General features: G+C 41.4%; 26 protein-coding genes and 1 other RNA gene. 10 read left to right on the top strand and 17 right to left on the bottom strand.

The features are described 5' to 3' along the window. The first annotated feature begins 3 nt into the window (after positions 1 to 3). The gene (gene tpx / locus GQY27_RS08005) at positions 4 to 522 is read left to right on the top strand and encodes a thiol peroxidase (protein ID WP_160033020.1); all 519 of its coding nucleotides are present in this window, start codon (positions 4 to 6) and stop codon (positions 520 to 522) included. Between the two features lie 53 nt (positions 523 to 575). On the opposite strand, the gene GQY27_RS08000 is transcribed toward tpx, so the two are convergent. The 3 genes from GQY27_RS08000 to GQY27_RS07990 form a co-directional block, all read right to left on the bottom strand. Beyond that, on the bottom strand, positions 576 to 971 hold the full coding sequence (locus tag GQY27_RS08000; RefSeq protein WP_160033018.1) for a DUF1499 domain-containing protein: 396 nt from the start codon (positions 969 to 971) through the stop codon (positions 576 to 578). 232 nt (positions 972 to 1203) lie between these two features. Next, positions 1204 to 1394, bottom strand: a non-coding RNA gene (gene ssrS, locus GQY27_RS07995) — 6S RNA. A 71-nt stretch (positions 1395 to 1465) separates the two neighbouring features. Continuing rightward, positions 1466 to 2242, bottom strand: a complete 777-nt coding sequence (locus GQY27_RS07990; RefSeq protein ID WP_160033016.1) for a YesL family protein — start codon at positions 2240 to 2242, stop codon at positions 1466 to 1468. A gap of 422 nt (positions 2243 to 2664) precedes the next feature. Between GQY27_RS07990 and GQY27_RS21910 the strand changes: the two genes are divergently transcribed. Next, complete coding sequence (locus GQY27_RS21910; protein WP_268893023.1) at positions 2665 to 2790, top strand: hypothetical protein; 126 nt, start codon at positions 2665 to 2667, stop codon at positions 2788 to 2790. Between the two features lie 47 nt (positions 2791 to 2837). Here the strand turns inward: GQY27_RS21910 and cshA are convergent, their stop codons facing one another. Beyond that, a complete protein-coding gene (cshA, locus tag GQY27_RS07985) occupies positions 2838 to 4439 on the bottom strand; it encodes a degradosome RNA helicase CshA (RefSeq protein ID WP_160033015.1) in 1602 nt (533 codons plus the stop codon). 323 nt (positions 4440 to 4762) lie between these two features. Here cshA and GQY27_RS07980 point away from each other — a divergent pair, with 323 nt between their 5' ends. The 3 genes from GQY27_RS07980 (at position 4763) to GQY27_RS07970 (ending at position 7469) form a co-directional block, all read left to right on the top strand. Beyond that, complete coding sequence (locus GQY27_RS07980; RefSeq protein ID WP_160033014.1) at positions 4763 to 5584, top strand: YitT family protein; 822 nt, start codon at positions 4763 to 4765, stop codon at positions 5582 to 5584. A gap of 187 nt (positions 5585 to 5771) precedes the next feature. Further along, positions 5772 to 5960, top strand: a complete 189-nt coding sequence (locus tag GQY27_RS07975; protein ID WP_201450707.1) for a hypothetical protein — start codon at positions 5772 to 5774, stop codon at positions 5958 to 5960. Between the two features lie 147 nt (positions 5961 to 6107). After that, complete coding sequence (locus GQY27_RS07970) at positions 6108 to 7469, top strand: MATE family efflux transporter (protein WP_160033012.1); 1362 nt, start codon at positions 6108 to 6110, stop codon at positions 7467 to 7469. An 80-nt stretch (positions 7470 to 7549) separates the two neighbouring features. Here the strand turns inward: GQY27_RS07970 and pfkA are convergent, their stop codons facing one another. The 3 genes from pfkA to GQY27_RS07955 all read right to left on the bottom strand — a co-directional run bounded on the left by pfkA (position 7550) and on the right by GQY27_RS07955 (position 10104). Beyond that, positions 7550 to 8521, bottom strand: a complete 972-nt coding sequence (pfkA, locus tag GQY27_RS07965; protein WP_160033011.1) for a 6-phosphofructokinase — start codon at positions 8519 to 8521, stop codon at positions 7550 to 7552. A gap of 15 nt (positions 8522 to 8536) precedes the next feature. After that, positions 8537 to 9571 (bottom strand): tetraprenyl-beta-curcumene synthase family protein, encoded by a 1035-nt coding sequence (locus GQY27_RS07960; protein WP_160033175.1) that lies wholly within the window; start codon positions 9569 to 9571, stop codon positions 8537 to 8539. 335 nt (positions 9572 to 9906) lie between these two features. Next, on the bottom strand, positions 9907 to 10104 hold the full coding sequence (locus GQY27_RS07955) for a cold shock domain-containing protein (protein ID WP_160033010.1): 198 nt from the start codon (positions 10102 to 10104) through the stop codon (positions 9907 to 9909). A gap of 163 nt (positions 10105 to 10267) precedes the next feature. Here GQY27_RS07955 and GQY27_RS07950 point away from each other — a divergent pair, with 163 nt between their 5' ends. From GQY27_RS07950 to GQY27_RS07935, 4 genes are all read left to right on the top strand, one after another. Beyond that, positions 10268 to 10501 (top strand): hypothetical protein, encoded by a 234-nt coding sequence (locus GQY27_RS07950; protein WP_160033009.1) that lies wholly within the window; start codon positions 10268 to 10270, stop codon positions 10499 to 10501. Positions 10502 to 10506: 5 nt separating this feature from the next. Continuing rightward, entirely contained in the window at positions 10507 to 10689 is a 183-nt protein-coding gene (locus GQY27_RS07945; protein ID WP_160033008.1) for a hypothetical protein, read from the top strand. A gap of 225 nt (positions 10690 to 10914) precedes the next feature. Further along, positions 10915 to 12705 (top strand): oligoendopeptidase F, encoded by a 1791-nt coding sequence (gene pepF, locus GQY27_RS07940; protein WP_160033173.1) that lies wholly within the window; start codon positions 10915 to 10917, stop codon positions 12703 to 12705. A 105-nt stretch (positions 12706 to 12810) separates the two neighbouring features. Continuing rightward, entirely contained in the window at positions 12811 to 13848 is a 1038-nt protein-coding gene (locus GQY27_RS07935) for a M42 family metallopeptidase (RefSeq protein WP_160033007.1), read from the top strand. A 252-nt stretch (positions 13849 to 14100) separates the two neighbouring features. Here GQY27_RS07935 and GQY27_RS07930 read toward each other — a convergent pair whose 3' ends face one another. The 10 genes from GQY27_RS07930 to hemE form a co-directional block, all read right to left on the bottom strand. Next, on the bottom strand, positions 14101 to 14448 hold the full coding sequence (locus tag GQY27_RS07930; protein WP_160033006.1) for a hypothetical protein: 348 nt from the start codon (positions 14446 to 14448) through the stop codon (positions 14101 to 14103). Then, the gene (locus GQY27_RS07925; protein WP_160033005.1) at positions 14429 to 15037 is read right to left on the bottom strand and encodes a hypothetical protein; all 609 of its coding nucleotides are present in this window, start codon (positions 15035 to 15037) and stop codon (positions 14429 to 14431) included. The genes GQY27_RS07930 and GQY27_RS07925 overlap by 20 nt, the downstream gene beginning before the upstream one ends. A gap of 45 nt (positions 15038 to 15082) precedes the next feature. Beyond that, positions 15083 to 17020 carry an ABC-F family ATP-binding cassette domain-containing protein gene (locus tag GQY27_RS07920; RefSeq protein ID WP_160033003.1) on the bottom strand — a complete coding sequence of 646 codons (1938 nt, stop codon included), beginning with the start codon at positions 17018 to 17020 and terminating at the stop codon, positions 15083 to 15085. A gap of 54 nt (positions 17021 to 17074) precedes the next feature. Beyond that, positions 17075 to 17662: a TetR/AcrR family transcriptional regulator gene (locus GQY27_RS07915; RefSeq protein ID WP_160033001.1), complete on the bottom strand. Its 588-nt coding sequence runs from the start codon at positions 17660 to 17662 to the stop codon at positions 17075 to 17077. A 29-nt stretch (positions 17663 to 17691) separates the two neighbouring features. Continuing rightward, complete coding sequence (locus GQY27_RS07910) at positions 17692 to 18501, bottom strand: DUF92 domain-containing protein (RefSeq protein WP_160032999.1); 810 nt, start codon at positions 18499 to 18501, stop codon at positions 17692 to 17694. Positions 18502 to 18684: 183 nt separating this feature from the next. Continuing rightward, positions 18685 to 19308 (bottom strand): fumarylacetoacetate hydrolase family protein, encoded by a 624-nt coding sequence (locus tag GQY27_RS07905; protein WP_160032997.1) that lies wholly within the window; start codon positions 19306 to 19308, stop codon positions 18685 to 18687. A 24-nt stretch (positions 19309 to 19332) separates the two neighbouring features. Beyond that, entirely contained in the window at positions 19333 to 20097 is a 765-nt protein-coding gene (locus GQY27_RS07900) for a glycerophosphodiester phosphodiesterase (protein ID WP_160032995.1), read from the bottom strand. Positions 20098 to 20126: 29 nt separating this feature from the next. Then, complete coding sequence (locus GQY27_RS07895) at positions 20127 to 21575, bottom strand: CapA family protein (protein ID WP_160032993.1); 1449 nt, start codon at positions 21573 to 21575, stop codon at positions 20127 to 20129. A gap of 211 nt (positions 21576 to 21786) precedes the next feature. Continuing rightward, a complete protein-coding gene (gene hemH / locus GQY27_RS07890; RefSeq protein ID WP_442950888.1) occupies positions 21787 to 22734 on the bottom strand; it encodes a ferrochelatase in 948 nt (315 codons plus the stop codon). 27 nt (positions 22735 to 22761) lie between these two features. Continuing rightward, positions 22762 to 23823: a uroporphyrinogen decarboxylase gene (gene hemE, locus GQY27_RS07885; protein ID WP_160032992.1), complete on the bottom strand. Its 1062-nt coding sequence runs from the start codon at positions 23821 to 23823 to the stop codon at positions 22762 to 22764. Positions 23824 to 24074: 251 nt separating this feature from the next. On the opposite strand from hemE, the gene GQY27_RS07880 reads away from it, so the two are divergent. Beyond that, positions 24075 to 25283, top strand: a complete 1209-nt coding sequence (locus GQY27_RS07880) for an MFS transporter (RefSeq protein WP_160032991.1) — start codon at positions 24075 to 24077, stop codon at positions 25281 to 25283. Positions 25284 to 25379: the final 96 nt, after the last annotated feature.

Raw genomic sequence — 25379 nt, 5'->3', positions numbered from 1 at the left:
TAGATGTCCCAAGAACGTAGTGGCGTAGCCACATTTAAAGGTAGTCCCCTTACACTGATCGGACCTGAACTGAAAGCGGGAGATCAAGCTCCCAACTTTACACTAAACAAAGACTTGCTTACTGAAGTAAATCTTTCGGACTATGCTGGCAAAGTCAAACTGATTAGCGTCGTTCCTTCCCTTGATACGGGTGTGTGCGATGCACAAACTCGCCGTTTCAATGAAGAGGCTGCTTCTCTTGGAGAGAATGTAGTTATCTTAACAGTAAGCGCAGATCTACCTTTTGCTCAAGCTCGTTGGTGCGGTGCAGCAGGCGTAGATAAAGTGGTAACCCTTTCGGATTACAAAACGAACTCCTTTGGCCAAGCATATGGTGTTCTCATTAAAGAATTCGCACTTGATATGCGTTCTATTTTTGTAATTGATGCAAACGACAAAATTACATATGTAGAGTATCTGGCAGAAATGACAGAGCCGCCTAACTTTGAAGCAGCAATTCAAGCAGTAAAAGAACTTTTGTAATACCTGTCACACAAAAAAAGCGAACGAGGACTTGTCCTTGCTCGCTTTTTATTTTATTCTCCGGTCACTTTATACCTGGAGAGCTTCTTATCAATAATATCAAAAAGTTGAAGTATAATCCGATAGTTCGCTCCAAGATCACCTAATGAACCTTTTGAAGCAGAATAAATATCAACCGCCGTACGGACAGGTGTCACTTGAATTAAAGTCACCGTAATATCTAATGTACGGCCAAATGTAGTGCGTTTCTCCATCGTAATTTCACCAACAGAAGGTACCTCGTGAAGTACTTTGTAGCCAGGAATCTTCTTCATTAGAGAGGAAATTTCATCCCATGCTTTGTCTCTAGACAAGTTATAGTAACGTGTTTTCATTTTGGGATCCTTAGCTCGATCGCTTGTTCCTTCCATACTGCGGATAATACCGACAAGTGTTCTTTTGAGTGACAAGACTCTTCCCCCTTTATATATAGCCGTCCCTTTTTTCTGTAATCTAGTGTAACATTCTCTATTACAGAACAAAAGTGAGCAGAAACAACCTATGTAATTATAATAAAATCCATTCGTAATTAGAACGGGAAGACTAATGAGCTGCTGTCTATTCGCCATGTCTAATAAAACTAAAAAAAACATCTCAAAGCACCCTTACAGAGTACGTGGAGATGTTTCTTAAATCCTGAAAAGGATTCCCGCAAATGCCGTCCGATTATATTGTCTTCTGAACCTGCGATAGCAGGTGGGTGATCTCAGAGCTGGTTATGAAGTCCCCATGTCATATAGACAGGGCGTTTCAGCCGCACCTCGTTTGATCTCCCGAGACATAGTCATTGGTTCAAAAACAACGAATAACCGATACGAACACCGCAGGATGTAGAAACAATTATAGCGCTATTCCATGTAAATGTAAATAAGAAAACAGAATATGCTAATCATCACGACTCTTCTTATTTCAATTCTGTGCGGGACTCAGAGGATGGTTCTTCAAGAGTTCCCTCTTCATCTGCCTGATCTGCTTGCATTTTCTCTATTTGTTCCTGCATTTTGGTGAAAGTAGCGTAGAAATTAAAGAAAGCAAACCATGCAATGATGCTGCCAATAAAGAAAAAGAACAATGCTGGATACTGTGCACCAATATAAGTTACTAATCCCGCTCCAAGCAGAGTTGAGAATACGCGGAAGGGACGGATTAACGTAATGAGCACAGCATTCTTAATGATGAGTCCAATCGACATGTGATAATGGACCACCATCGAAAAGAAGTTAAACATAGAAACACCAAGTAATAGTAATAGAATCAGCATAATAATACCAATTAACTGCAAATTCTTAAATTGTGTCATGTATACGGTATAATCCAAATACATTACAACAAATAGAATAGTATAGAAAATACCACCTAACATACTTTGCTTAAAGTTATCTTTGTAACCGGCAAAAAAGGTTTTGAATACAGGGACATCAGCATCCCCCATGACCCATTTACGAACTACACCAAATAAGGCTGCTGTCGCAGGAAAGAATGTAAACGGTGCCACGACTGCGATGGCCCAGTTCATTTGCAGCGATTCATTCGTCATTCCTTGCCCCAAAACGAGAATCTTCACAATCGTAAAGAAAAAGAATGGTGAAGCACAGAGTACCCATAACAGGTTAGCCCCTGCAAATCTAGTGATCCATTCCGTAAGGCGATAAATGCCTCCCATTGCTCCCTTAAACTCCAAATTTTTCTCCTCCTTACACACAGGAAAAATTTCAATTATTCCGAAATTCAACCCCATGTATCATCTTAGATGCGGATTCCCGAATCCGAGTAGTGCTTTATATTATGTATGAATACAAGGCAAACGCAGCTCTGTTAGCAAAGAATATCCATTCATAATGTAAATTGACCGCTCCAGAAAATCCAGAGTTATTCGTGATCTCTACTAGTAACTATACCGCATAACTATAATGAAAAGCTAGCATCTCAGGCAAATACGAGCCTTTCCATTTATAAAAAAATGTATATTTTACTGAAATTTAAAGGTATAAGCCTATTTATTATACCTTTAGGCATATATCTAGTCATATTTCTTAATTCATCCATAGGATAAAGTGTAGTAGCAGAGCAAAGCAAGCTTCTGATCGTAGGGAGGTGAAAGCGATGTCTTACGGCTATGGCCCTGTTGTTGGTGGATGTGGTACTGGTGGTTTTGAATGGTTCTCCACAGGTACGATTCTCGTTCTATTCATCCTGCTTGTCATTATTTCTAAAACCTTTTTCTGTTAAATAACAGAAAAGACGAAGCATCATATGCTTCGTCTTCTTTTTGTATCTTATTCAAATGAAGAATCTTCACGACGAGGTCTACGCTCACCGCTATTGTTGCTGCTACCAGTAGTGCTGTTATTGTTGCTGTATGAACGCGGTTTACTGCGATCGCGATCGCGGTCACGATTATATCCGCCTTCTTTACGTCCACCACTGCTGTATCCGCCTCGGTTGCTGCTGCTTCCACTACCGCTACCACTGCGGTTGTATCCACCACTACGATTACCACCGTAGCTGCCAGAAGGCTTACGTCCACTAGAACGAACATCTGGTTTACGACGTTTAGCACGAATCGGATCCTCAGGTGTAAGTTCAACTGCTGCATCTTTCTTGTCTCCTGTAAGGAGTTTAAGAGCTGCAGACAAGAGTTGTACAGAGTCGTACTGCTCGAGCATTTGAATCGCAATTCCTTTGTACTCGTTCAGTTCGCCATCTTGTACAATATCAAGAAGACGCTCTGCTGTTACGCGTTGTTTACCTTCAATTGCTTCTGCAAGTGTAGGAAGCGGTTTACGCGGAATACGGTGACGAGTTACACGCTCGATGAAGTGCAGATGATCAATCTCACGCGGAGTCACGAAAGAGTAAGCTGCACCTTCTTTACCTGCACGGCCTGTACGACCAATACGGTGAACATAGCTCTCAGGATCTTGCGGAAGGTCAAAGTTAATTACATGCGTTACACCAGAAACGTCAAGTCCCCGAGCTGCTACGTCTGTAGCTACGAGTACATCAATGCTTCCATCACGGAATTTACGCATTACAGCATCACGTTGATTTTGAGAAAGGTCACCATGAAGACCATCTGCAGAGTATCCACGTTTTTGCAAGGCTTCTGCAAGCTCATCTACACGGCGTTTCGTACGGCCGAATACGATAGCAAGCTCAGGAGATTCCATGTCAAGCAAACGGCTCAATGCGTCAAATTTTTGACGTTCAGGTACTTCGATATAAGATTGCTCAATAAGCGGTGCGCTTACTTGTTTAGGAATAACAGATACGTGCTCTGGGTTATTCAAGAATTGTTGTGCGAGCTTTTGGATGTTAGTAGGCATTGTAGCCGAGAACAACATCGTTTGACGCTCCTTCGGAACTTGTTTCAGGATCGATTGAATATCTTCCATGAAACCCATATCGAGCATTTCATCTGCTTCGTCAAGGACAACAGTTTGTACATCTTCAAGTTTGATTGTTTTACGGTTGATGTGGTCAAGCAAACGACCTGGTGTACCGATAATCACTTGTGGTTTCTTTTTCAAAGCGCGAATTTGGCGAACAATATCTTGACCGCCGTAGATTGGAAGAGTGCGGATTCCTTTGAAACGAGAAAGTTTCTCGATTTCTTCTGCTACCTGAATGGCAAGTTCACGTGTAGGAGCCATAATCAGTGCACGAATTTTTTCGTCAGTTTTTTCGATTTTGCTGATGAGTGGAATACCAAATGCAGCAGTTTTACCTGTACCTGTTTGTGCTTGTCCAATCAAATCTCTTCCGCCAAGTGCTAATGGGATCGATTTAGATTGAATGGGTGTCGCTTCTTCGAATCCTAGTTCTGTAATAGCTTGTAGAACCTTAGGTTCCAAATTAAATTCTGAGAAAGTTGTCAAATTTTTTCAAACTCCTTTTATATGGTGGACATGTGGACAAATCCACTTCGTTTATCTGTATTCTTAAGTAGCGTTACATTTATTGGCTGTTGGATCATGCGAAGTTTTCTGCACGATTTCACCTTTTTCAATAATTCAGAGAATACTTTCTCTCTATTATTGACTAAACTACATATGATGTTTTAATTGAAACTTGCTGAAAACAAAACATGCTTTTTCCGAAAAAAGCGACCTACTCAAGAACATCTAAACAATATTATATCACAAAACGATTTACAATTACCAGCTAGCATTATAATATGAATTATTGTTGAGGTGAGAAAGTGTTTAAATTACTTACAAAATCCGCTCTTGTTTTTATAGGCGGTGCCATTATTGCAGCAGGCTTCAATCTTTTTCTAATCCCTCATGAGCTTCTAAGTGGGGGTATTTCTGGTGTATCCATGCTGATCGGATATTTCACCAGTCTAAATTTTAATTTCATGTACTTTGCTTTTAACATTCCACTCCTTGTTGCCGGTTGGTTCATGCTCGGTAGAAGGTTTATCACTTTTAGCATTGTGAATGTTATAGCGACAACGTGGATGCTAAATTTAGTACCTGTAACTGCCGTTGCAGTAGACCCCCTCCTCTCTTCTGTATTTGGCGGGGTACTGATTGGGGTAGGAACTGGCCTTGCATACCGGGCAGGAGGATCATCTGGAGGACTGGATATCGTTGCTTCCATTATCACCCGGTATCGAGATTTTCCAATCGGAACGATTATGGCGTGTATGAACGGGATTATCATTATGCTTGCCGGATATTTGAATGATGACTGGAATATAGCCTTAATCTCTGTACTATCCATTTACATTACAGGCAAAATTATAGACCTTATTCATATCGGGCATGTGAAAGTGACTTTATTTATCGTTACCAATGAGACAGAGATCATGCTAAAAAAATTGTTGCCAAGGCAGCGAGGAGTCACCAAAATCAAAACACAAGGTGCCTTCACTGATCATGAAAAAGATATGCTGATGACGGTAACGACGAAATATGAACTCGATGAAATTAAACAGATTATCAAGGATACCGATCCCAAGGCGTTTGTTAACATTGTAGAAACTGTAGGGATTATGGGTTCTTTTAGGAAGAATTAGGGTGTTTGTCAAGTGTAATATTTAAGGTCCTTGTGGTATACTATGAATGCATACGTGTTATTGCAACCCATGTTCTCAAGAGCTTATCTTGTCTATCCGTAATCTCACCAAGCACACGGCTTTTCCAGGCAATGAATGATTCTTTGCTGAATGATTCTAAGTGAGGAAAGGGTGATTATTTGTGGAAATGGAAAGGGTAAAACTGTCTGATATCGTCTCAAAATGGTTTCCAGAAATGCTCCCCACTCTAAGGCAACATGAACTCAATTCGTTAATTGTGCTTCGGGATGGATTCGGAATTTTGGAACCAGAGGATGCTATGGAAATTATTCAGTACAGTATTTGTGAACAGCAAGACAATATGTATTTACAATAAAACCGCACGCCGCCGCTATCGCCGTTTCTAGGCATAGCGGTTTTTTTGTTTTATTAAATTACTCTGTTCATTCTCCGGCACTTCTATTAAAATATTTCTTTGTGTGCATTCACAAATCATATATAAACATTTAAATGGAGATTAGACATGAATCAGACATTTACAACTTCACAAAAATGGAAGCAATTTCTTATCATTTTGCTCCCCATCCTGATTACGCAGATTTCGTTATCGGCAATCACTTTTTTTGACACCAATATGTCAGGCCACTACAGCCCGCAAGATTTAGCAGGTGTAGCGATTGGAGCTAGTCTCTGGGTGCCCATCCAAACTGGGCTCAGCGGTATTCTTATGGGAATTACACCGATTGTATCTCAGTTGATTGGCAGCGGTCGCAAGAGTGAGGTGCGTTTCAATGTGATACAGGCACTTTATTTTGCTGTTACCATCGCGATTCTTATTCTTCTTGTGGGAAGTGTCGTCATTGGCCCTGTTTTGGAATTTATGAGCCTTGAAGATCGGGTTCAATCGGTTGCTTATTATTTTCTATGCGCCATTTCATTCGGGGTTATCCCGCTCTTCGGATATACCGTACTTCGTAACTTTATGGATTCTCTTGGCCAAACAAGAATAACGATGATCATAACGCTCATTTCCTTGCCAATCAATATCTTGCTAAATTATCTACTGATATTTGGTCAACTTGGCTTCCCTCGTCTAGGCGGGGTTGGAGCAGGTGTTGCTTCCGCATGTACTTACTGGATTATATTCTTCATATCGATCGTTGTCGTGCATCGTATACACCCTTTTGCCGAGTATGGTATCTTCCGGAAGTGGCATGGTCTTTCTATTCGTAAATGGAAAGAGCTTTTGACAATAGGTATACCCATTGGATTTGCGATATTTTTTGAGACCTCTGTATTCTCAGCTGTTACCCTACTTATGAGCAGATTTGATACAGCAACCATTGCAGCACATCAAGCTGCCCTAAACTTTGCATCTACCTTATACATGATTCCTCTTAGTATCAGTATGGCACTCACGATTCTGGTCGGTTTTGAAGTTGGAGCAAGACGATTACAGGATGCCAAGAAATACAGCATCATTGGAATCGGCAGTGCTGTAACGTTATCATTACTCACTGCTGTGGTGCTTATTGTCTTTGGTAAGCAGGTTGCTGGTATATACTCTGCCGACCCTATGGTCATTAATCTGATTCAGCATTTTTTAGTATATGCTATTTTCTTCCAAATTTCAGATGCAGTAGCCACACCCGTACAAGGTTCATTACGAGGATACAAGGATGTTTCCCCTGCTTTTATCATCACTTTTATTGCTTTTTGGGTAATTGGACTGCCAGTCGGGTTTATAACCGCTACTTACACTACGCTTGGACCTTATGGCTATTGGATCGGATTAATTGTCGGTCTTGGCTTCGGCGCACTCGCTTTGCTGTGGCGTCTTGTAAGAATACAACGAAAATACAATCAAATATTAACAAGCAAGTAAAAAAAAGCTGCTCAGTGTACCTAAACGGTATTCACAGAGCAGCTTTTTGGTTAATTTATATTTTAATTAATTTATATAGGTTATTGTGAAAGGCGAAGTGCAAGATCATACAATTCCATATTAATTGATTTTTTCGTATTAACTACAAGGTCAATGTCTGTAAGAGTCAACTGATTATTAATAATTCCACAAGCTTTATCGGATTCACCTTCAATCAGTTTACGAACAGCAAAATCACCTAGACGGCTGGCTAAGTTACGATCGAACGGAGTTGGCGTACCACCACGCTGAATGTGACCCAGGACGGTTACTCGCGGCTCATAAGCTGGGCAGCGCTCCATAATTTCTTTAGCCACGTCTTCTCCCTTGCCGACACCTTCTGCCACAACAATGATACTATGACGTTTTCCGTGTTCAAAGTTTGATCTCATTCGATTTGCCACTTCGTCCATATCAAATGGAACTTCTGGAACAAGAATAGTCTCAGCACCAGATGCTAATCCTGCATGAAGTGCGATATCACCACAGTGGCGACCCATAACCTCTACGATAGAAGAACGTTCATGAGAAGACATCGTGTCACGAAGTTTGTTAATGGCATCCACAACAATACTTGTTGCTGTGTCAAAACCAATCGTGTAATCCGTATAAGAGATATCATTGTCGATCGTACCAGGGAGAGCCATCGTATTAATTCCGAGTTTACTTAGTTTGTTAGCCCCGTGATAAGATCCATCCCCACCAATAACGACAAGACCATCGATTCCGTGCTCTCTTAAAATGTCCGCACCTTTTTGTTGACCTTCTGGGGTCATGAATTCTTTACAACGTGCAGATTGAAGCACGGTTCCTCCGCGCTGAATAATATCTCCAACACTGCGAAGATCCATTTGACGTATATCGTTATTCAGAAGACCTTGATACCCACGTTGAATCCCAAATACTTCAAGCCCATAGAAAAGTGCACTACGTACCACGGCACGAACAGCCGCGTTCATACCTTGAGAGTCTCCCCCACTAGTTAACACTGCTATTTTTTTGACTGCTGACATTATGATTTCCTCCTCTTATTTCTCATACATATGTTTACGGATCCATTTGGTATTGACCAAGAAAAAGCGTCTAGTTAACGGGCTATTTCTTAGTAACCTTTTGGAAACGGAACGAACCTCCTGCTGCTCGCTGACCTTAGGATCAGTCAAGTATAGTGCAAGCAGTCCTTCAATAATCATCTGGTGAAAAGAGCTTGCAGGAATGTGCGAAACGTCATTACGAGCCTCATCAACAATATAGGCGATACGTTCGATCATTTCATTCTCGCTTTCGTAATAGTTACAAAAGTTAAGATCCCCACCCTGCCTGTCTTCCTCCTGATCGATTAAGTAATCGAGCATGATGTGTAGTCCTGTCACATGCGGGAAATAGGATGCATGAATAGAGGAAGCTTCAACATCATCTAGATGTGGGTCTGTAGCAGCAAGGAAAAGCATGAATACCCCTAGTGTTGAACCCGTAGCTGCTGCAAACTCATTCCATTGTAATTCCGGCGTGCGCTGCTTATGAAGTTCCCACCAATCGAGTAAAGCTTGTTCACGAAGTTCAGGCTTAATATGCTTGTACACTTGTAAGTCAACGTAGAGTCCTACCAAATCCTGAACATAAGATTTAACAGCCGAATATCCGTGCAACCTCTTTAAGCAGGATTGACAAGTAGATACAAGACTATGCAAATATCCACCATCTTCTTGTTCCTTACGAAGTGCATAATAATTTACTAATTTCGCGTCAGGATTAACCGCGTCAAGCATCGATTTATGTAGCAGCCTAAAATCTTCGGCATCCATGGAAGTGCTTCGATCGCATAAATTATCCAAATAATCACTGATCGTTTGGTACGATACGATGAGCGGAATAAGGATTTCCTTCATCGACAAATTGGCAGCTGCATAAACAGCGCCTCCTTCGCAGTGAAACTGTTTGCTTGCAATACTGGCTAGTGCCTGTGTTCTAAGCTCCGGGTCTGGAATCTCTTCTGCTCTCATTTTAATTCGACTAAGTTCTTGTCTTACACCGGGGAAAATATGTCTGTATACCCGGTTCATTAGTCCAATGGGCCCCCGTGGAACATTACGATTACTTTGTTTTTGGTTAATCAAATGACGGTGCCTCCACTTTGTTCTTTACATATTCATACCTGTTCAAACCAATACCCATTATAATATGACATGCCATTTTGTACAAATAATCTAAGTCACTTATTTATATTATCGGACTTTAGCCCTCTACCCATTTTTTATCATATTTATATTATAGCATGTGTGAATATAATCACACGAACAGTCAAAAAAAGCGCAGCTCCCCAAATCGGGAAAACTGCGCTTTCAATACATGGTTCAAACAAACTTGTATAAGAAATCCGATAAGTACGGAAAAATTCTTACAGTTTGATTACGTTAGCTGCTTGAGGACCACGGTTTCCATCAGTAATTTCGAATTCTACCGCTTGACCTTCTTCTAGAGTTTTGAATCCGTCTCCTTGAATAGCGGAGAAGTGAACGAATACATCGTCGCCGCCTTCAACTTGAAGAAAACCATAACCTTTTTCTGCATTAAACCATTTAACTGTACCTTTCAAATGAACAACCTCCTAAAAATACCGCCATCTATGGCGAATGTCTATATTATACTGCATAAGTTTTTACAATGCAATTCCTGTTTTGATCAAACCTATAAAATAATTTGCTTCTGGAACTCGGGTAAGGTATCATTTTACCAAAACCGCAAATGGAGAAATGCACATGATTAAAAAACATCAAATATACAAAAAAGACAAATGGAATATGATGACTGTAGAGGTACAAGGTCGTTATATAGTGCTTCGTGAAATCTCTGATCAATGGGGAGAAGATACTCATACATTTATGAGCAGACCTGCTCTTATGCAGTGGGCAAAGAATCGATTCCCTAAAGAAGACTTTGTAGACAGAGAAGAAGAATGGGCTGAAATTATGGCTGCTTTCAAAGAGGTATAGAATATATGGATGTTAGCAGTAACATACTTATTTTTATTGTTTCTGCCTTCCTGCTCGGCGTTGTTGTTATTGTGAAAAAAGACTCGCTTCCACAAAGACTTCGCAGACCGCTTGCTATTATTTCTATTCTATTGATTGCGTTTGCCTTCTTCCTTATTATGTACAGTTTGTTGACAATGGGGAGCTAACCGCTCACCTGGTACCCTGGCGGTTACTTCCTTTTCAAATATTTCATTACCGGAACGGTCATACTATGCATCAGTGCCTTACATTAAGGAGGAACCGCTTTGTATGCCCGAAAGACATTGCTCTTAGTGCTTGCAGTCAGTTTCATGTTTGCAAATGGTGCCGTTCATGCACAAGCTGACCGTTCCGGCCCGTCTTTATTTAATGATCATCAAAGGAGGATGAATATGAGTAAAGTAGTGAAACGAAGTGAAGTACCTTTAGAAGATCAGTGGAACCTGCAAGATTTATTTGAGAATCAAGCTGCATGGGATAAAGAATATGAAGAGGTTAAAACCTTGACCAAAAAAGCAGCAGAATTCCAAGGCAAACTGAGTCAAGCGGAAGCTGTAAAATCCTGTTTTGAACTCGAAGATGATATTTCCCTCAAAACAGAACGTTTGTATGTTTACGCTCATATGCATCATGATGAAGATACGGCAAATCCTACATATCAAGCACTTTCTCAAAAGGCGAAAAAGTTGAGTGTGCAGATCAGCGAATCTTTATCTTTTGTAACTCCGGAAATTCTCGCTTTACCGGATCAGGAACTCGATGCTTTTATCGAAAATCCTATTCTTAAGCCTTACCAATTCACGTTAGTAGAGATGAAACGCGAAAAAGCACATGTTCTATCCAAAGCGGAAGAAGCTTTACTTGCTCAAGTTGGCAACTTGTCTCAAGCTCCGCAGACGATTTTTGGCATGCTGAATAATGCCGATCTCAAATTCCCGAAAATTAAGGATGAGCATGGAAACGAAGTTGAACTGACTCACGGCAGCTATATTCAGTTTCTGGAGAATCCAAATCGTGAAGTGCGTGAGAGAGCATTCAAAGCGGTCTACAGCACTTACGCGAAAAATAAAAATACAATCGCTGCTACGCTTAGCGCGAGTGTAAATAAAAACATTTTTTATTCAACCGTTCGTAAATATCCTTCTGTTATGGAAATGTCCCTCTATGGTGACAACATTCCAACCGAAGTGTATACGAACCTCGTTGATACCATCCATGAAAGCTTGCCGCTGCTTCAGCGTTATATGAAACTGCGCAAAAAGTTGCTCGGAGTAGATGAACTGCATATGTATGATCTCTTCGCTCCTCTCGTCGATGAATACAAAATGGATATCTCCTACGATGAAGCGAAAAAGACTGTTAAAGAAAGTTTGAAGCCTCTTGGTGAGAAGTACCTGGATGCTCTTCAGGAAGGTTTCAATGACCGCTGGATTGATGTATACGAAAATGAAAACAAACGCACAGGAGCATACAGCTGGGGCGCTTACGGCACACATCCTTATGTACTCCTGAATCATAAAGATAACTTGAACAGCATGTTCACGTTAACTCATGAGATGGGTCACGCTCTTCACTCTTATTTCTCAGACCATGCACAGAAATATAGAGACGCGCAATACACCATTTTCTTGGCTGAAGTTGCGTCTACAACGAACGAAGCTCTGCTGATGGATTATATGCTTAAAAAATCAACAGATCCAAAAGAGAAGTTGTATCTGCTCACCTATTATGCAGATCAGTTCCGTACAACCGTATTCCGCCAAACGATGTTTGCTGAATTCGAGAAGATCATTCATGAGCGTGCAGAACAAGGAGAATCTTTAACACCTCAGCTTCTCTCCGAAATCTACTATGAACTGAACAAAAAGTATCATGGAGATGATATGGTAGTTGATCAGGATATTGAGATGGAATGGGCTCGTATCCCACATTTCTACAACAGCTTCTACGTTTATAAATATGCTACCGGATTCTCTGCAGCGACCAGCTTCTCCAAACAGATTTTGGAAGAAGGTCAACCTGCCGTAGATCGTTACCTTGGTTTCCTGCAAAGCGGTGGAAGTGACTACTCTATCAATATCCTGAAAAAAGCGGGGGTTGATATGTCTTCTCCAGAACCGATTCGCGAGGCTATGGCCGTATTCGAAGAGGTAATTACCCAAATGGAACAACTTACGAAATAAAATGTTGTACTTAGAATCCCTTGCCGCCACCGGTAAGGGATTCTCCATGATTTACAGCAATTTCAAGCAGGGCCAGATAATACACAGGATAAGGGAGATGGAACGATGAGCATTCAAATCAACGAGGAATACACTTTACAATTACTTGATACATTACTTAACACTCCTAGCCCGAGCGGGTTTACTCATCACATTATGAAAGTCATCGAAACAGAAGCGTCGAGACTGGGATTTTCATATGAACGTAATGCAAAAGGCGGCGCCATTATCACGCTTCCAGGTGAGGACAACAGCAGAACGATCGCGTTAAGTGCTCATGTCGATACCTTGGGTGCCATGGTTCGTTCCATTACCTCTAATGGAACTCTAAAATTAACATCCATCGGTGGATTCATGATGAATTCGATCGAAAATGAGTACTGCATCATTCATACTCGTAGCGGTAAATCCTACACGGGTACAATTATGTCTACGGCCCCATCCGTTCACGTCTATGCAGGTGCCAGAGAATTCAAACGAGAAGAAAATCATATGGAAATTCGAATTGATGAGATGGTAGAAACAAAACAAGATGTTTTGGATTTAGGAATCGGAGTAGGCGATTTCATTTCTTTTAACCCACGTGCCGAGTTTACTGCCAGCGGGTATATCAAATCTCGCCATCTGGATGACAAAGCAAGTGTCTCTGCTCTCTTTGCCTTACTAGAATCTGCTAAGAGTAATCAATGGATGCCTAAACATCAAGTTAAACTGTTAATCAGCAATTATGAGGAAGTTGGTCACGGTACTGCTTATATTCCAAGTGATATTGATGAAATGATTGCTGTGGATATGGGCTGTATTGGAGACGATCTATCTTGTAAAGAAACCGACGTATCCATCTGCGCAAAAGATTCTTCGGGACCCTATGATTATGAAATGACATCCCGGCTGATTGAACTAGCAAAAGCTTCTGACATCGACTACGCTGTCGATATCTATCCTTTCTATGGTTCGGATGCTACAGCTGCACTACGCGGCGGTAACAATATTCGTGCGGCTTTGATCGGACCTGGTGTACATGCTTCCCATGCTATGGAACGTACGCACAAAAAAGCAGTAATGAATACAGCTAGACTGTTAGCTGCATACATCACTGCTTAAATTTCTATTGATTGAAAAAGCATAAATCCTGATAGAATAAAGGATTGAACTTAATACTCTCCTTCAACAATAGACCCCTCACGGGGTCTTATTTTATTATTATAAGGTAATGAGTTCATACTCTTGAAGATATCCCTTTGAATCGGCATTAGCTGCTCTTGACGTATCACCGATATGTTCTCCGAAATACATTTCACCACCACCGCTGAAAGAGCTTTATATATTCAACCTCAATAGTAATGTCAAAAATCCTTAAGCTTCTTCTACCGCTCTCTTTCGCTTATTCTCCCAATCCATAAGTTCACTGAGTAGTTTCTGCTTTGTGGAATCGAGTTTTATTAAAACTCTGCCCACCTCTCCCATACCTTTGCTAACACGATCCTCTGCATCATGGATTTTATTTTGTACCAACCAGTCACTAAAAAATCCATCAAGGAAATAATCCGCAAAAGTAAGCATACCTCGAATTTCAAAATCACTATCCAGAATTACATTGACATCACGAAGCTCTTCCTGAAATTTACGAAGATGGAACTGAGCCTCATGAACATGATCTTCTGCATCTCCAATTCGGTTATGTTTAATATGTGTGGAGATCATTCCTCCACCAAGCGTAGGTTCCCCAATTTCCCGCTGATTTTAAAGATTCCGCAGCCTCATCAAGACTATCGAGTACTCGATTACCTGCACCCAGTGCTTCATCGATCTCTTTCAGTTGTCCCTTGATCTTGACCTCATTTTCCAGACAATTCTGAATAAAATCATCTGAGTCTGCCAAGCTTTTCTGTTTATCAGCCATAAGTTCGTCGTATTCTTGTTTCCAGTGCTGCCACTCATACAAAGCTGCAATCTCGCTTCTCACCTCAGACAGCTGTCTGCGAATATCCTCAAGAGCCCGGGATGCTTCGTCATACAATGCTTTGCTCTCTAAAAGTTCATTCTCCTCTTTCTCCAGCTTCTCTTCTTTTCTTCCTACCAAACTGTAAAATAAAGAAGACAAAGAAGTCTTAAGGAGCTGATCTACGTCCTTTTGTTCTGCACGCAGATGTTCTTTACGAACATAAAGGAGTTCTTCTCCCCTCTTTTCAAGCTCTTGCAGGTTTTCTTCCCGGGAAGTCCATTTGTGAAGCAATCTGCCTTTTTCCTTCAATAGTGCAAGACGTTCATTCATTTCCTCATACACAGACATTCTCTCCCTTCTGGTACTTCCAAGACTTACGACGATCCATATTACTTACTTCTTGTTCTGTTCAATCTGCTCTGCTAGTTCGTTTAAATAAGTCCATCTTTCCATTAAATGTTCCAGCTCTAACTCCGCCTCTGTCTGTTGCTTCATTAATTCTTGGAGTCTTGATGCATCTGCAAAAGCTTCTTCCATCTGAGAAGTAAGATCTGCTATCTTCTGCTCAGCAGATTCGATCATTGTATCAATCTGCTCATATTCCCGCTGTTCTTTAAAACTAAATTTCAGTTTCGTTTTTGGCGTATCTTCAGACTTTACAGATGCAGCTGAAGAATCTTTTTTCTCCACACTTGATTCTTTCTTATTCATTTCTTTCCCTGGCTCTTGCCCGTTCTTAACAAGCCACTCTGCGTACTCAGAGTAATCTCCTACATGTACTCTCACCTGACCTTCGCCTTCAAAGGCAAGCACTTTATCAATTGTACGATCAAGGAAATATCGATCATGCGATACGACAAAAACAACGCCAGGGAAATCTTCCAGGTAGGTTTCGAGAACACTAAGGGTACTGATATCCAGATCATTCGTAGGCTCATCTAGAAGAAGTACGTTCGGTGCAGACATAAGGACTCTTAGCAAATACAGACGGCGCTTTTCTCCCCCAGACAAACGGGAAATATACGTCCACTGCGCTGCAGGAGGAAATAAGAATCGTTCGAGCATCTGAGCCGCAGTAATGGTTTCTCCATCTCCTGTGCGAATCACTTCTGCTTCTTCTTTGATATATTCGATAACCCTTAGGTTCTCGTCCATTTCTTGATGTTCTTGTGTAAAGTAACCCAGTTTAACAGTAGGTCCTACTACAATCTCACCAGAATCTGGCTGAATTCGGCCTGCAATCATATTGAGCAGTGTTGATTTACCACTGCCGTTTGGACCTACAATACCTACACGGTCACCAGGAACTGCAATATAACTTAGATCATCTACCAAGGTGCGATCTTCGATTTTTTTAGACAGATGTTCTATTTCTAGAATCTTCTTGCCGAGTCTAGCAGAAGCCACTGACATTTCCAGATCCCCTGAGCGATGAAGAATGTCCTGATCTTTCAATTTTTCAAATCGGTCAATTCTCGCTTTTTGTTTTGTCGTCCGTGCTTTCGCGCCTCGGCGAATCCAGGCAAGTTCGCTGCGTAATAAATTTTGCCGTTTTTGCTCTGAAGACGCTTCTCTCTCTTCACGTTCTGCTTTCAGTTCTAGAAATTTAGTGTAGTTAGCTTCATACCGGAAAAGACGTCCATGATCAAGTTCAATCATCACATTCGCTACTCGGTCCAAAAAATAACGATCATGCGTGATCATAAGAAGCGCACCGCGGCGTTTTTGTAAATATTGTTCCAGCCAAACGACAGAATCATTATCAATATGGTTTGTAGGCTCATCCAGTATAAGAAGATCCGATGGATGAATGAGTGCAGCAGCAAGCGCTACCCTTTTTCGCTGTCCACCCGATAAACTGCCCATTTTTGCATCGAACTGCTGAATGCCCAGTTTAGAGAGAATGGTCTTAGCTTCACTCTCTAGCTGCCATACATCATGGGCTTCCATCTTTTCACTAATTGAAGTTAGCTTTTGCAGCAGCATTTCATCACTTGGCTTTAGTTCTAGCAGTTCCATAATTTCCATATAGCTGCGAACGGTCTGCATCTCGGGTGAGTCGCCTTGAAATACTTGCTGTAGCACCGTGATATCGGGGTCATAATCCGGATTCTGATCTAACATCTCAATCCGTACATGATTACCGATCGCTACATTCCCTTCGTCTGCTTGTTCCTTACCTGCAATTACGCGAAGAAATGTGGATTTACCTGTACCATTTACTCCCACAATACCGATTTTATCTTGATCGTTCATACCAAACGACGCATCTTTGAAAAGAATCTTTTCTCCATAGCTTTTGGAAATATGTTCAACTGTCATTATATTCATTATGAAATTTCCCTACTTTACTTCAGTTTAGATACATCTTATTAGTGTTTTTTATTAGGTGAAGTACGAACTTGCAAGCTCTTTACCACAACCATTGATGAATAAGTTGCTAGCAAAATTCACTCTTTTCTCCAGTTCCTCTGCCCCAAAATTTGGTTTGACCAATATATCCATCTTATGCCGGTCTAAAATACCAATATAAGATACAGCATACAGTTCCGGATCTGGTAATCCACCCTCTGCGAGCATTTCTTGCACAATATACATATACTCCTGTAAAAAACGTTTCATATACTCTATGAGCTCAGGATCATTATTCGGCGTCATAAAGAACAGCTTTGTGTGCTGCCGCCGCTCATAATAGTATGTTAAATGATTCCGCGCGAAAACAATTAATTTATCTTGCATGTTCATAGAAGAGTCTTTTAAAATAGCTTTGGCTGACTGAAGAAAACGATCGCAATCTCTGCGAGTCACTGCTGTAAAAAGAGCTTCTTTATTTTTAAAATATAAATAAATAGTTCCTTTGGCAATGCCAGCCTCATCGGCAATTTCGGACATTTTAGTTTCGTAAAAACCTTTCATCCCAAATAGATGATAACCCGCGTCCAAGATCGCTTCTTGTTTGTCTATTGGATCCATACTTATCACCACCCTGTAAATCTAATCATTTAAAATATAAAGTGCCCCAAAATACCTGCCAGAGCTCCGCCGAACAAGGAACTTAATAAATTCACAAGGTCATTGCTCATCCAGCCTAAACCACGGCTTTTTATCGTCCTAACACCGCAGTGCTCATGCACTTCTACTTCTTTACCGCATACCCTACAGCAATACATTCGCTGCACCGTCGCTCCTAACAGAGAATCAAGATAAGCTCCAGCAAAACCAGAGATAAGCCCAATTAGTGCATATGCTAATAAGGAATCCGGCATCTCTTGCCCTGTGACTTGTAAGAAAAGGGAAGCTCCCACACCAATAAGAAGCGCCCCTGACATCGATGCGAGATTACCCGTCCATGTCACTCCCCCAGAAGCACCGAGAGCTACTGGTTGCATTGTAATGACCGATCTCGGTCTTCTACGGCTAAGACTTCCAATTTCCGTAGCCCACGTATCCGCTGTAACCGTTGCCATGATCCCTATGAAAACATACATCCACACGGGATGCGGAAAAAGAGCATATAGAATGACTGCTATCATCCCAAGTCCGCCATTGGCAAATACTTGAGCAGCATCCCGGTTTCCGCTCTTTGCATAGGATGCTTCTAATTCACGCTTCTCACGTTTCTTATATCTCGAGAGCAGGGTCGAAGTAATAAAAAATAGCAGCAATGTGCCGAACCAGAATAAATTGCCTGCTCCATAGTATACTGCACCCATCACAACAGCTGCAGCAAAACCCGAACCTGTCAGTGACTTCTTTCTATAGGCAGCACCAGCCACAAGGAGTGCAAATAAAGTGCCCCATATATAATCCATATGTGTCAGTTCTCCTGTACATCTATTTTATATTTCAATAGTATAACACGCGGATCCATGCCGAGTCAGTCCAGCTAATGAATCAGACAATATAAAAAACACGCAATCGCAACCAGCTGATTCAGGATAGTCGCAAAAGCGTGTCCTTATTTAGTTCCTTTTTGTCATTTGTCATACATCTAATTACTTAATCGTAATACTGCCCATATCTTCACCAGCAAAGTTTAGTTTTAGCATATCTCCCGACTTGACTGGTCCTACGCCTGCAGGCGTTCCTGTAAATATAAGATCTCCTTCGCCAAGTCCATAATGCAGTGCTACATAATCTACGATTTCCTGAAGACTAAAGATCATGTCCTGAATATTGCCCCGCTGCACTTCCTCATCATTCTTATTTAGCGTAAAATCAGATGCCATAAGAGCGTCTATTCCTTCAAAAGGTTTAAACTCACTGATGGGAGCAGAACCAAGGAAACCTTTCGCTGCTGTCCAAGGGTGACCCTTGCTTTTTAGTTTAGACTGTACATCTCGCAGGGTAAAATCAATGCCAAAAGCGTAGGAGTCCACTACTTGATTTATAACTTCTCCAGGACAAACTTCTTTTCCTATTTTGATGACAAGTTCTGCTTCATAATGGATTTCACCGCGTCCTTCGGGTAGTGCGAGAGTCTGTCCATTCATCATTACAAGTGCATGAGATGGTTTCATAAAAATCATTGGTTCTTCTGGAACAGCATTCCCTAGTTCTTCCGCATGAAGCCGGTAATTTCGCCCCACACAATATACATTTCGAATTGTTTTTTGCATATCTCTTCTCTCCTCTTGTCATGTCTACTTGGATGAATTAGATTTAAATAATTTCGATAACTTCCTGGAGTTCGCTTTGTTCCACAATTCAGGCCGATTCGTGCACAGCATAATACTCGGGTCCAGCGCTGCAATATTACGCATGATACGCGATGAATCAATCGTCCATGCCATGACTGTAATATTTTTGCTATTCATCTCCTTTATAAGCGACTTCGTGACATAAGGAAATCCAATGGATAGAAAATGACATCCTAGTTCTTCTAGTTGCCTTGAAAGGTCTGCAGGAGATGCATTAATAATTAGCCCTGTTGGAAGATCAGGATGAATTCGTTTTACCTGCTGTAATGCCTTCTTCTCAAACGAGGTAATGACATAATCGCGAGGTTTCCATGCGTTTTGCAGTTTTTCAATAACGGTAGCTGCCAAATCCGGATACATATTACCAACTGTTTTCAGTTCAATATTAAGCTTCACTTTCCCCTTGGTAAGTTTAAGTACTTCCATAAGCGTAGGAATACGTTCCCCCGCAAACTTTTTTGATTTCCAGCTTCCCGCATCCAGTTTCTTTAGTTCAGCAAGGGTATGATCACTAATATTGCCACTGCCATTCGTTGTTCGTTCTAGACGGAAGTCATGGATGACCACAGGAACTCCATCGCGAGAGAGCTGCACATCAAGCTCAATCCAGGAAACCTGCTTTTGCTCCATAGCCAGTTTGAAAGCAGCCATTGTATTCTCAGGAGCAAGGGAAGAATACCCGCGATGCGCTACACATGGATTGTCCATCTAACTTCACCCTCTTTGCAGGAACGATTTTATTTTGTGGATGAAACGGTCCCATCTTCGCTTATTTTAGCTCCAAATGATCTATTCTGAATCTCACGCAGCAGTGCTGCTCCCTTTTTCTTGTCCATGGGAACGGGCTGAGCAAGCTCCGCATGATAAGGTAATACTTTGATACCGCATTTCCCGTCTTTTTGACATGTTGCCTCAAAGATCGCCGTTTTCCATGTTTCCGCAGTAGCTGATCTTGAAAAAATAAAATTACCCGTGCTATAGGCGATCCATTTCCCTTTATAGGACTCTAATCCTTGAAGGACATGGGGATGACCGCCAATCACAAGATCTGCGCCTGCATCAATAAATTCATAACCTAATTTTTTTTGATTCTCATCAGGGGTTGTATGCCGCTCTTTTCCCCAATGAGCCATGACAATGACGAGATCTGCCTTTTTATGTGCTTGCTTTATGGCTTTTACCGCTTCCGTGCTATTATATGCGTCCGCCACACCAGGTTTCCCTGCTTCTGCCCGCCAACTTGCTTCAGGAATAACTCTTGTAAAACCTAATAATGCAATTTTGATTCCATTTTTCTCGAAATAAACGGGGCTATAGGCTTCCTTTCGATTCAGGCCAGCACCCACATAGCTGAGTTTATTGCTTTTTAGATGTGTAAGTGTATCCGTTAGGCCCTTTACTCCTTGGTCCAATATATGATTATTGGCCAGGTTTACGACATCCACACCCGCTTCAGCCAGTGATTTGAGCGCTTTTGGAGAGGATTTATATACAAAGCTTTTATCCTGAGCTGCTACGCCGCCTGTAGTGACAGGTGTCTCCAAATTAATAAAGGTAAGATCGTCATTTGTAAACAAAGAGCCCAAGTGTTGATAAGGATAGTCGAACCCTTTTTTTAATAATAAATCCTCTACTTTACCTGAGAATTGAACATCCCCTGCAAAGTGGATCGTAATTGACTCTTTAGCAGATGTATTTAATAATTCTTCTTTCTTTGCTGCTTCTTTGGTCTCATCTGACTTATTTGATTCATCATCAAGTTTCAGATCAGGTTCGTTTATCAAGTCTTGCTCTTCTTGTGTTGTAGACTCCGGTTCCAGCTTCTGTCCCTCGCCTTGGGACGGACCTGGAGCTTGTTCTTCACTGCCCTGCTGTTGATCATCTACTTCTTGTTCCTTATCATTAGCTGCCTCTTGTTCCATATCATCAGCTATATCCTGCTCCGTATCATGAGTAAACTGCTCGTTACTCTCTGGAGCTAAATTTGATACATCTGATTGATCCACCATATCAGCTTGATCCTGGTTATTGTTTAAGATCCACGGCATATTACCTGTCCTAATCGCAATCATACAACCTGCAACCAGTAAAACTAACACCATATTAATGGTTATCCATTTTCGAGTTCTTTTACGTTGTTTTTTCTTCTTAGCTGCTTTACTTCTTTCTGTTCTTGAGGGTAGCATACAATCTCCTTCTCCTATAATTGACTAGTAAAGAAATCTTACAAGTCTATGAAACGAATCTATTATACCATTTAAAGGATATTGGGTGTGAATTCATAGAGACGAAGAAATGTATAAGCAAACAAAATAACCGCAAAGCGATCTCGTATAGAGAGAAGCCTTGCAGTTATTTCTATGAAAATGTAAATCGCACGTTATATTAGATTGCTAATTAAGCATTCCACTTTTCGTCAGCACGTCTAATAATAACATCACTGAGTGCTTCCATATAAAGCGGGTCACTATTCAGCGAATCGATGCGCATGAGTCGCATATCCAGTTCTTTAGCGACTGCTTTTGCTTCAATATCCAGATCATACAGTACTTCTAGATGATCGGATACAAAACCAATAGGTGCGACAAGTACATCCTCAACCTCTTCTTTGCTAAGTTCCTGCAGTGTATCAAGAATATCCGGTCCAAGCCACGGCGTTGCTGTACGACCTGCACTTTGCCACGTGAACTGCCATCGATCTACCCCGGCTTGTTTTGCTACGACTTTGGAAGTCTCAAGCAGCTGTTCTGGATAAGGGTCACCCATCTCTACGATTTTTGACGGCAAACTATGAGCACTGAACAATACCTGAACATGTTTACGGATCGCTCCGGCCTCTTCAAAATCATTCAACTTAGCAACCACTAGCATGGTAAGTGCCTCTATGAGCTTTGGATGTAAATGATAGGACTCAATAAAACTCATGTCGATCCCATGTTCCTCTGCTTTTGCTTCAGCTCTCTTGTTGTAAGAACCAACACTCATTGTAGAGTAATGAGGAGCGAGAACAATTCCAATAGCTTTCTTAATACCGTCTGCTGCCATCGCATCTACTCCATCTTCGATAAATGGGCTCGCATGCTTCAAACCTTGATAACAACGATACTCTGTCCCTGCGGTTCTAGCATCCTTTTTCAAAGTCTGCTCTAATGATTCCACTTGCTTGTTCGTATTCTCGCGAAGCGGAAAAACTCCTCCAACAATCGCTTCATATCGTTCGGTAAGTTCAGAGAGTTGTTCTTCCGTTGGCTTATTTCCGCGTCTAATATGTGTATAATATGCTTCAATATCCTCCATACTTTGAGGAGTGCCGTATGACATGACAAGTACACCTATTTGATTCATTATCTCATCCATCCCTTGTCGTCTTATTTAAAATACAGTTGACTTCTGTGCACGAATAGCTTGCTCTGAATATTCATGGACAAAATCCGTAAGTTCTTTCAATTTCTCAATCGAAGCCTCTGGAAATAAACCATGCCCCAGATTGAATATAAAGCCAGGAGACTGAATGCCTTGATCAATTATATCTTTGGCATATTCCTTGATCGTGTCTATTGGGGCAGTCAGCACATAAGGATCCAGATTGCCTTGTACGGCAAATTTCTCACCGAGTCGTAAGCGACCTTCGGTAATAGAGACTCTCCAGTCAAGTCCAATAATATTAGCTTTGACCTCATGCAGTGTAGGAAGCAGCTCACCTGAACTTACGCCTGGGAAGTAAATTTTAGGTACCTTTAGATCCGACAGTTCATCAAAGATACGAGTAATGGTAGGCAGTACATAATATTTGAAGTCTTGCGGGGCAAGCGCTCCTACCCAGCTGTCAAACACCTGAAAAGCTTTTCCTCCATTTTCAATCTGATGACGAACATAAGTAATGACCATATCTCCAAGTTTGTCCATTAATGTAAACCAAAGAGCGGGCTCGCTGTACATCATCTCTTTCGTTCGTATGTAACTCTTCGACGGACGACCTTCGATTAAATAGCTTGCTATTGTAAAAGGTGCCCCTGCAAAAGTAATAAGCGGAACCTGAAGTTCATGGTCTAATATTCTGATTGTCTCCATGATGTGAGATAGATCCTTATCGACATCAATGGGTTTAAGACGTTCAATATCAGCTGCTGAGCGAATTGGATTATCGATGACAGGTCCAATATCTTTGACGATATCAAAGTCAACACCAAGAGAAGCTACCGGATTCATAATGTCAGAATATAGAATCGCTGCATCCACACCCAGCTTGCGTATGGGTAACATTGTCACCTCAGCTGCAAGCTCAGGCTGTTTACAAATCTCCAAAAGTGTGTATTTTTCTTTTATCTTCCGATATTCAGGGTCATAGCGCCCCGCTTGTCTCATGTACCATACAGGCAACCGATCTACCTGTCTTTTGAAGCTGGCTTCTATAAACGTATTATTGTATGCCATTTTGGGGCCTCCCCTATTGTAAAGTATTTACTTCATTATGCCCTTTTTATGAGTGGGTAACAAGGATAGCAAAGCGAACATCCCTTGACAATTAGATGAAGCTTTTCAGGCTAATATGAAAGACATCTGAAGAAGTTGTAAAGTATTTCTGTCATTAAACGGCTTAACCGATAACTAAAATTTAGTGTGCTATACTAAAGTAATGGAAAGACTCAACTTAAGAAACGGCAGAAAGGAAGTGAACTGGCGCCTTGAAATCATGGAAAGTCAATCTCATTGTGCTCTGGTTCGGACAGTTTCTCGTTAACGCAGGCATGACGATGGTAACTCCGTTTTTGTCCCTTTACCTCGCTCAAGACCTCGGTGTAACGGGTGAACGAGAAATCGGACTATGGGCAGGTTTTATTTTTGCTGCTAACTTTTTAACATCCTTTATCTTTCAGCCTCTGTGGGGGAAACTCGCAGATAAATATGGCAGAAAAATCATGTTGCTTCGCTCCGGATTCGGAATGGCGATTGTAATTGCCCTTATGGGACTCGCTACGAGCCCCTGGCATCTGTTGTTCCTTCGCTTATTAAACGGTACAATATCCGGCTTTAATCCCGCTGCTGTAGCACTCATCTCTGGAACGACACCGAAGAAACAAATGGGTTTTGCCATGGGAACGGTTCAATCAGGACAAGTTGCAGGTACGATTCTTGGACCTCTCATTGGCGGTATTCTAGCCGATCTGGTAGGGTTTAGACCTATTTTTTACATTACGGGTTCGCTTATTTTTGTGGCATCTATGCTGGCACTCTTTTTGGTCAGAGAAAAATTCGATCGGGAAGAAGCTTCGCATCTGCCCCAGCAGTCCGTTTTGGAAGGTTTACGTGAACTGACAAAAGCGCCTCAGTTACCTGCGTTATTTGCCGTTACTTTTCTCCTACAGTTTGCAATGGTAAGTCCCATGTCACTCTTGCCGCTGTATGTACTTAAGCTCCATGGTACAGCAGAGAATCTTGCTTTTTTTGCAGGAGTGGTCAGTGCAGTAGCAGGAATTTCGAATATGATTACTTCTCCTCTACTTGGTAAGCTGAGCGACAAGGTTGGATCCCATCGTATCTTGACTTTCGCACTGATTGGAGCCGCCTTGACTCTGATTCCTCAAGCTTTCGTCCATAGTGTATGGCAGCTTGTCGCGATCCGGTTCCTTATGGGTGTATTTATGGGAGGACTGCTTCCGAGCGTCAACTCTCTAATTCGCAAGTATACCCCTGACGGAATGGAAAGCCGGGCCTTTGGATTCAACAGCAGTACACTGGCGTTAGGAAATATGATTGGTGCAGTAGTCGGAGGGTTCTTATCCGGTTTTATTGGAATTGAAGGTCTCTTTATTATTTCAGGGGTGCTTCTTCTCGTTAATGTGGTTTGGGTACGGACAAAACTCTATTCACGAAAATCTATTAGATCACAATAACCATCGTTATATCGATCTCGTTGATTTTGTTTGTAAAAAAGGATTTTCTTCAAGCGGCTAAGTGAGGCTTGATAAGAAAATCCTTTTTTATTTTAT

The organism is Paenibacillus sp. An7 (assembly GCF_009870785.1).
GTDB lineage: Bacteria > Bacillota > Bacilli > Paenibacillales > Paenibacillaceae > Paenibacillus.
The sequence above is the reverse complement of the archived record's forward strand: the minus strand, read 5'-3'. Positions and strand labels throughout refer to the sequence as shown.

Coding starts and splice junctions, on each gene's coding strand:
- tpx (WP_160033020.1), top strand. CDS start 4: ATGTCCCAAGAACGTAGTGGCGTAGCCACATTTAAAGGTAGTCCCCTT.
- GQY27_RS21910 (WP_268893023.1), top strand. CDS start 2,665: ATGTCTTACGGCTATGGCCCTGTTGTTGGTGGATGTGGTACTGGTGGT.
- GQY27_RS07975 (WP_201450707.1), top strand. CDS start 5,772: ATGGAAAGGGTAAAACTGTCTGATATCGTCTCAAAATGGTTTCCAGAA.
- GQY27_RS07970 (WP_160033012.1), top strand. CDS start 6,108: ATGAATCAGACATTTACAACTTCACAAAAATGGAAGCAATTTCTTATC.
- pfkA (WP_160033011.1), bottom strand. CDS start 8,521: ATGTCAGCAGTCAAAAAAATAGCAGTGTTAACTAGTGGGGGAGACTCT.
- GQY27_RS07960 (WP_160033175.1), bottom strand. CDS start 9,571: ATGAACCGGGTATACAGACATATTTTCCCCGGTGTAAGACAAGAACTT.
- GQY27_RS07950 (WP_160033009.1), top strand. CDS start 10,268: ATGATTAAAAAACATCAAATATACAAAAAAGACAAATGGAATATGATG.
- GQY27_RS07945 (WP_160033008.1), top strand. CDS start 10,507: ATGGATGTTAGCAGTAACATACTTATTTTTATTGTTTCTGCCTTCCTG.
- pepF (WP_160033173.1), top strand. CDS start 10,915: ATGAGTAAAGTAGTGAAACGAAGTGAAGTACCTTTAGAAGATCAGTGG.
- GQY27_RS07935 (WP_160033007.1), top strand. CDS start 12,811: ATGAGCATTCAAATCAACGAGGAATACACTTTACAATTACTTGATACA.
- GQY27_RS07930 (WP_160033006.1), bottom strand. CDS start 14,448: ATGATCTCCACACATATTAAACATAACCGAATTGGAGATGCAGAAGAT.
- GQY27_RS07925 (WP_160033005.1), bottom strand. CDS start 15,037: ATGTCTGTGTATGAGGAAATGAATGAACGTCTTGCACTATTGAAGGAA.
- GQY27_RS07920 (WP_160033003.1), bottom strand. CDS start 17,020: ATGAATATAATGACAGTTGAACATATTTCCAAAAGCTATGGAGAAAAG.
- GQY27_RS07915 (WP_160033001.1), bottom strand. CDS start 17,662: ATGGATCCAATAGACAAACAAGAAGCGATCTTGGACGCGGGTTATCAT.
- GQY27_RS07910 (WP_160032999.1), bottom strand. CDS start 18,501: ATGGATTATATATGGGGCACTTTATTTGCACTCCTTGTGGCTGGTGCT.
- GQY27_RS07905 (WP_160032997.1), bottom strand. CDS start 19,308: ATGCAAAAAACAATTCGAAATGTATATTGTGTGGGGCGAAATTACCGG.
- GQY27_RS07900 (WP_160032995.1), bottom strand. CDS start 20,097: ATGGACAATCCATGTGTAGCGCATCGCGGGTATTCTTCCCTTGCTCCT.
- GQY27_RS07895 (WP_160032993.1), bottom strand. CDS start 21,575: ATGCTACCCTCAAGAACAGAAAGAAGTAAAGCAGCTAAGAAGAAAAAA.
- hemH (WP_442950888.1), bottom strand. CDS start 22,734: ATGAATCAAATAGGTGTACTTGTCATGTCATACGGCACTCCTCAAAGT.
- hemE (WP_160032992.1), bottom strand. CDS start 23,823: ATGGCATACAATAATACGTTTATAGAAGCCAGCTTCAAAAGACAGGTA.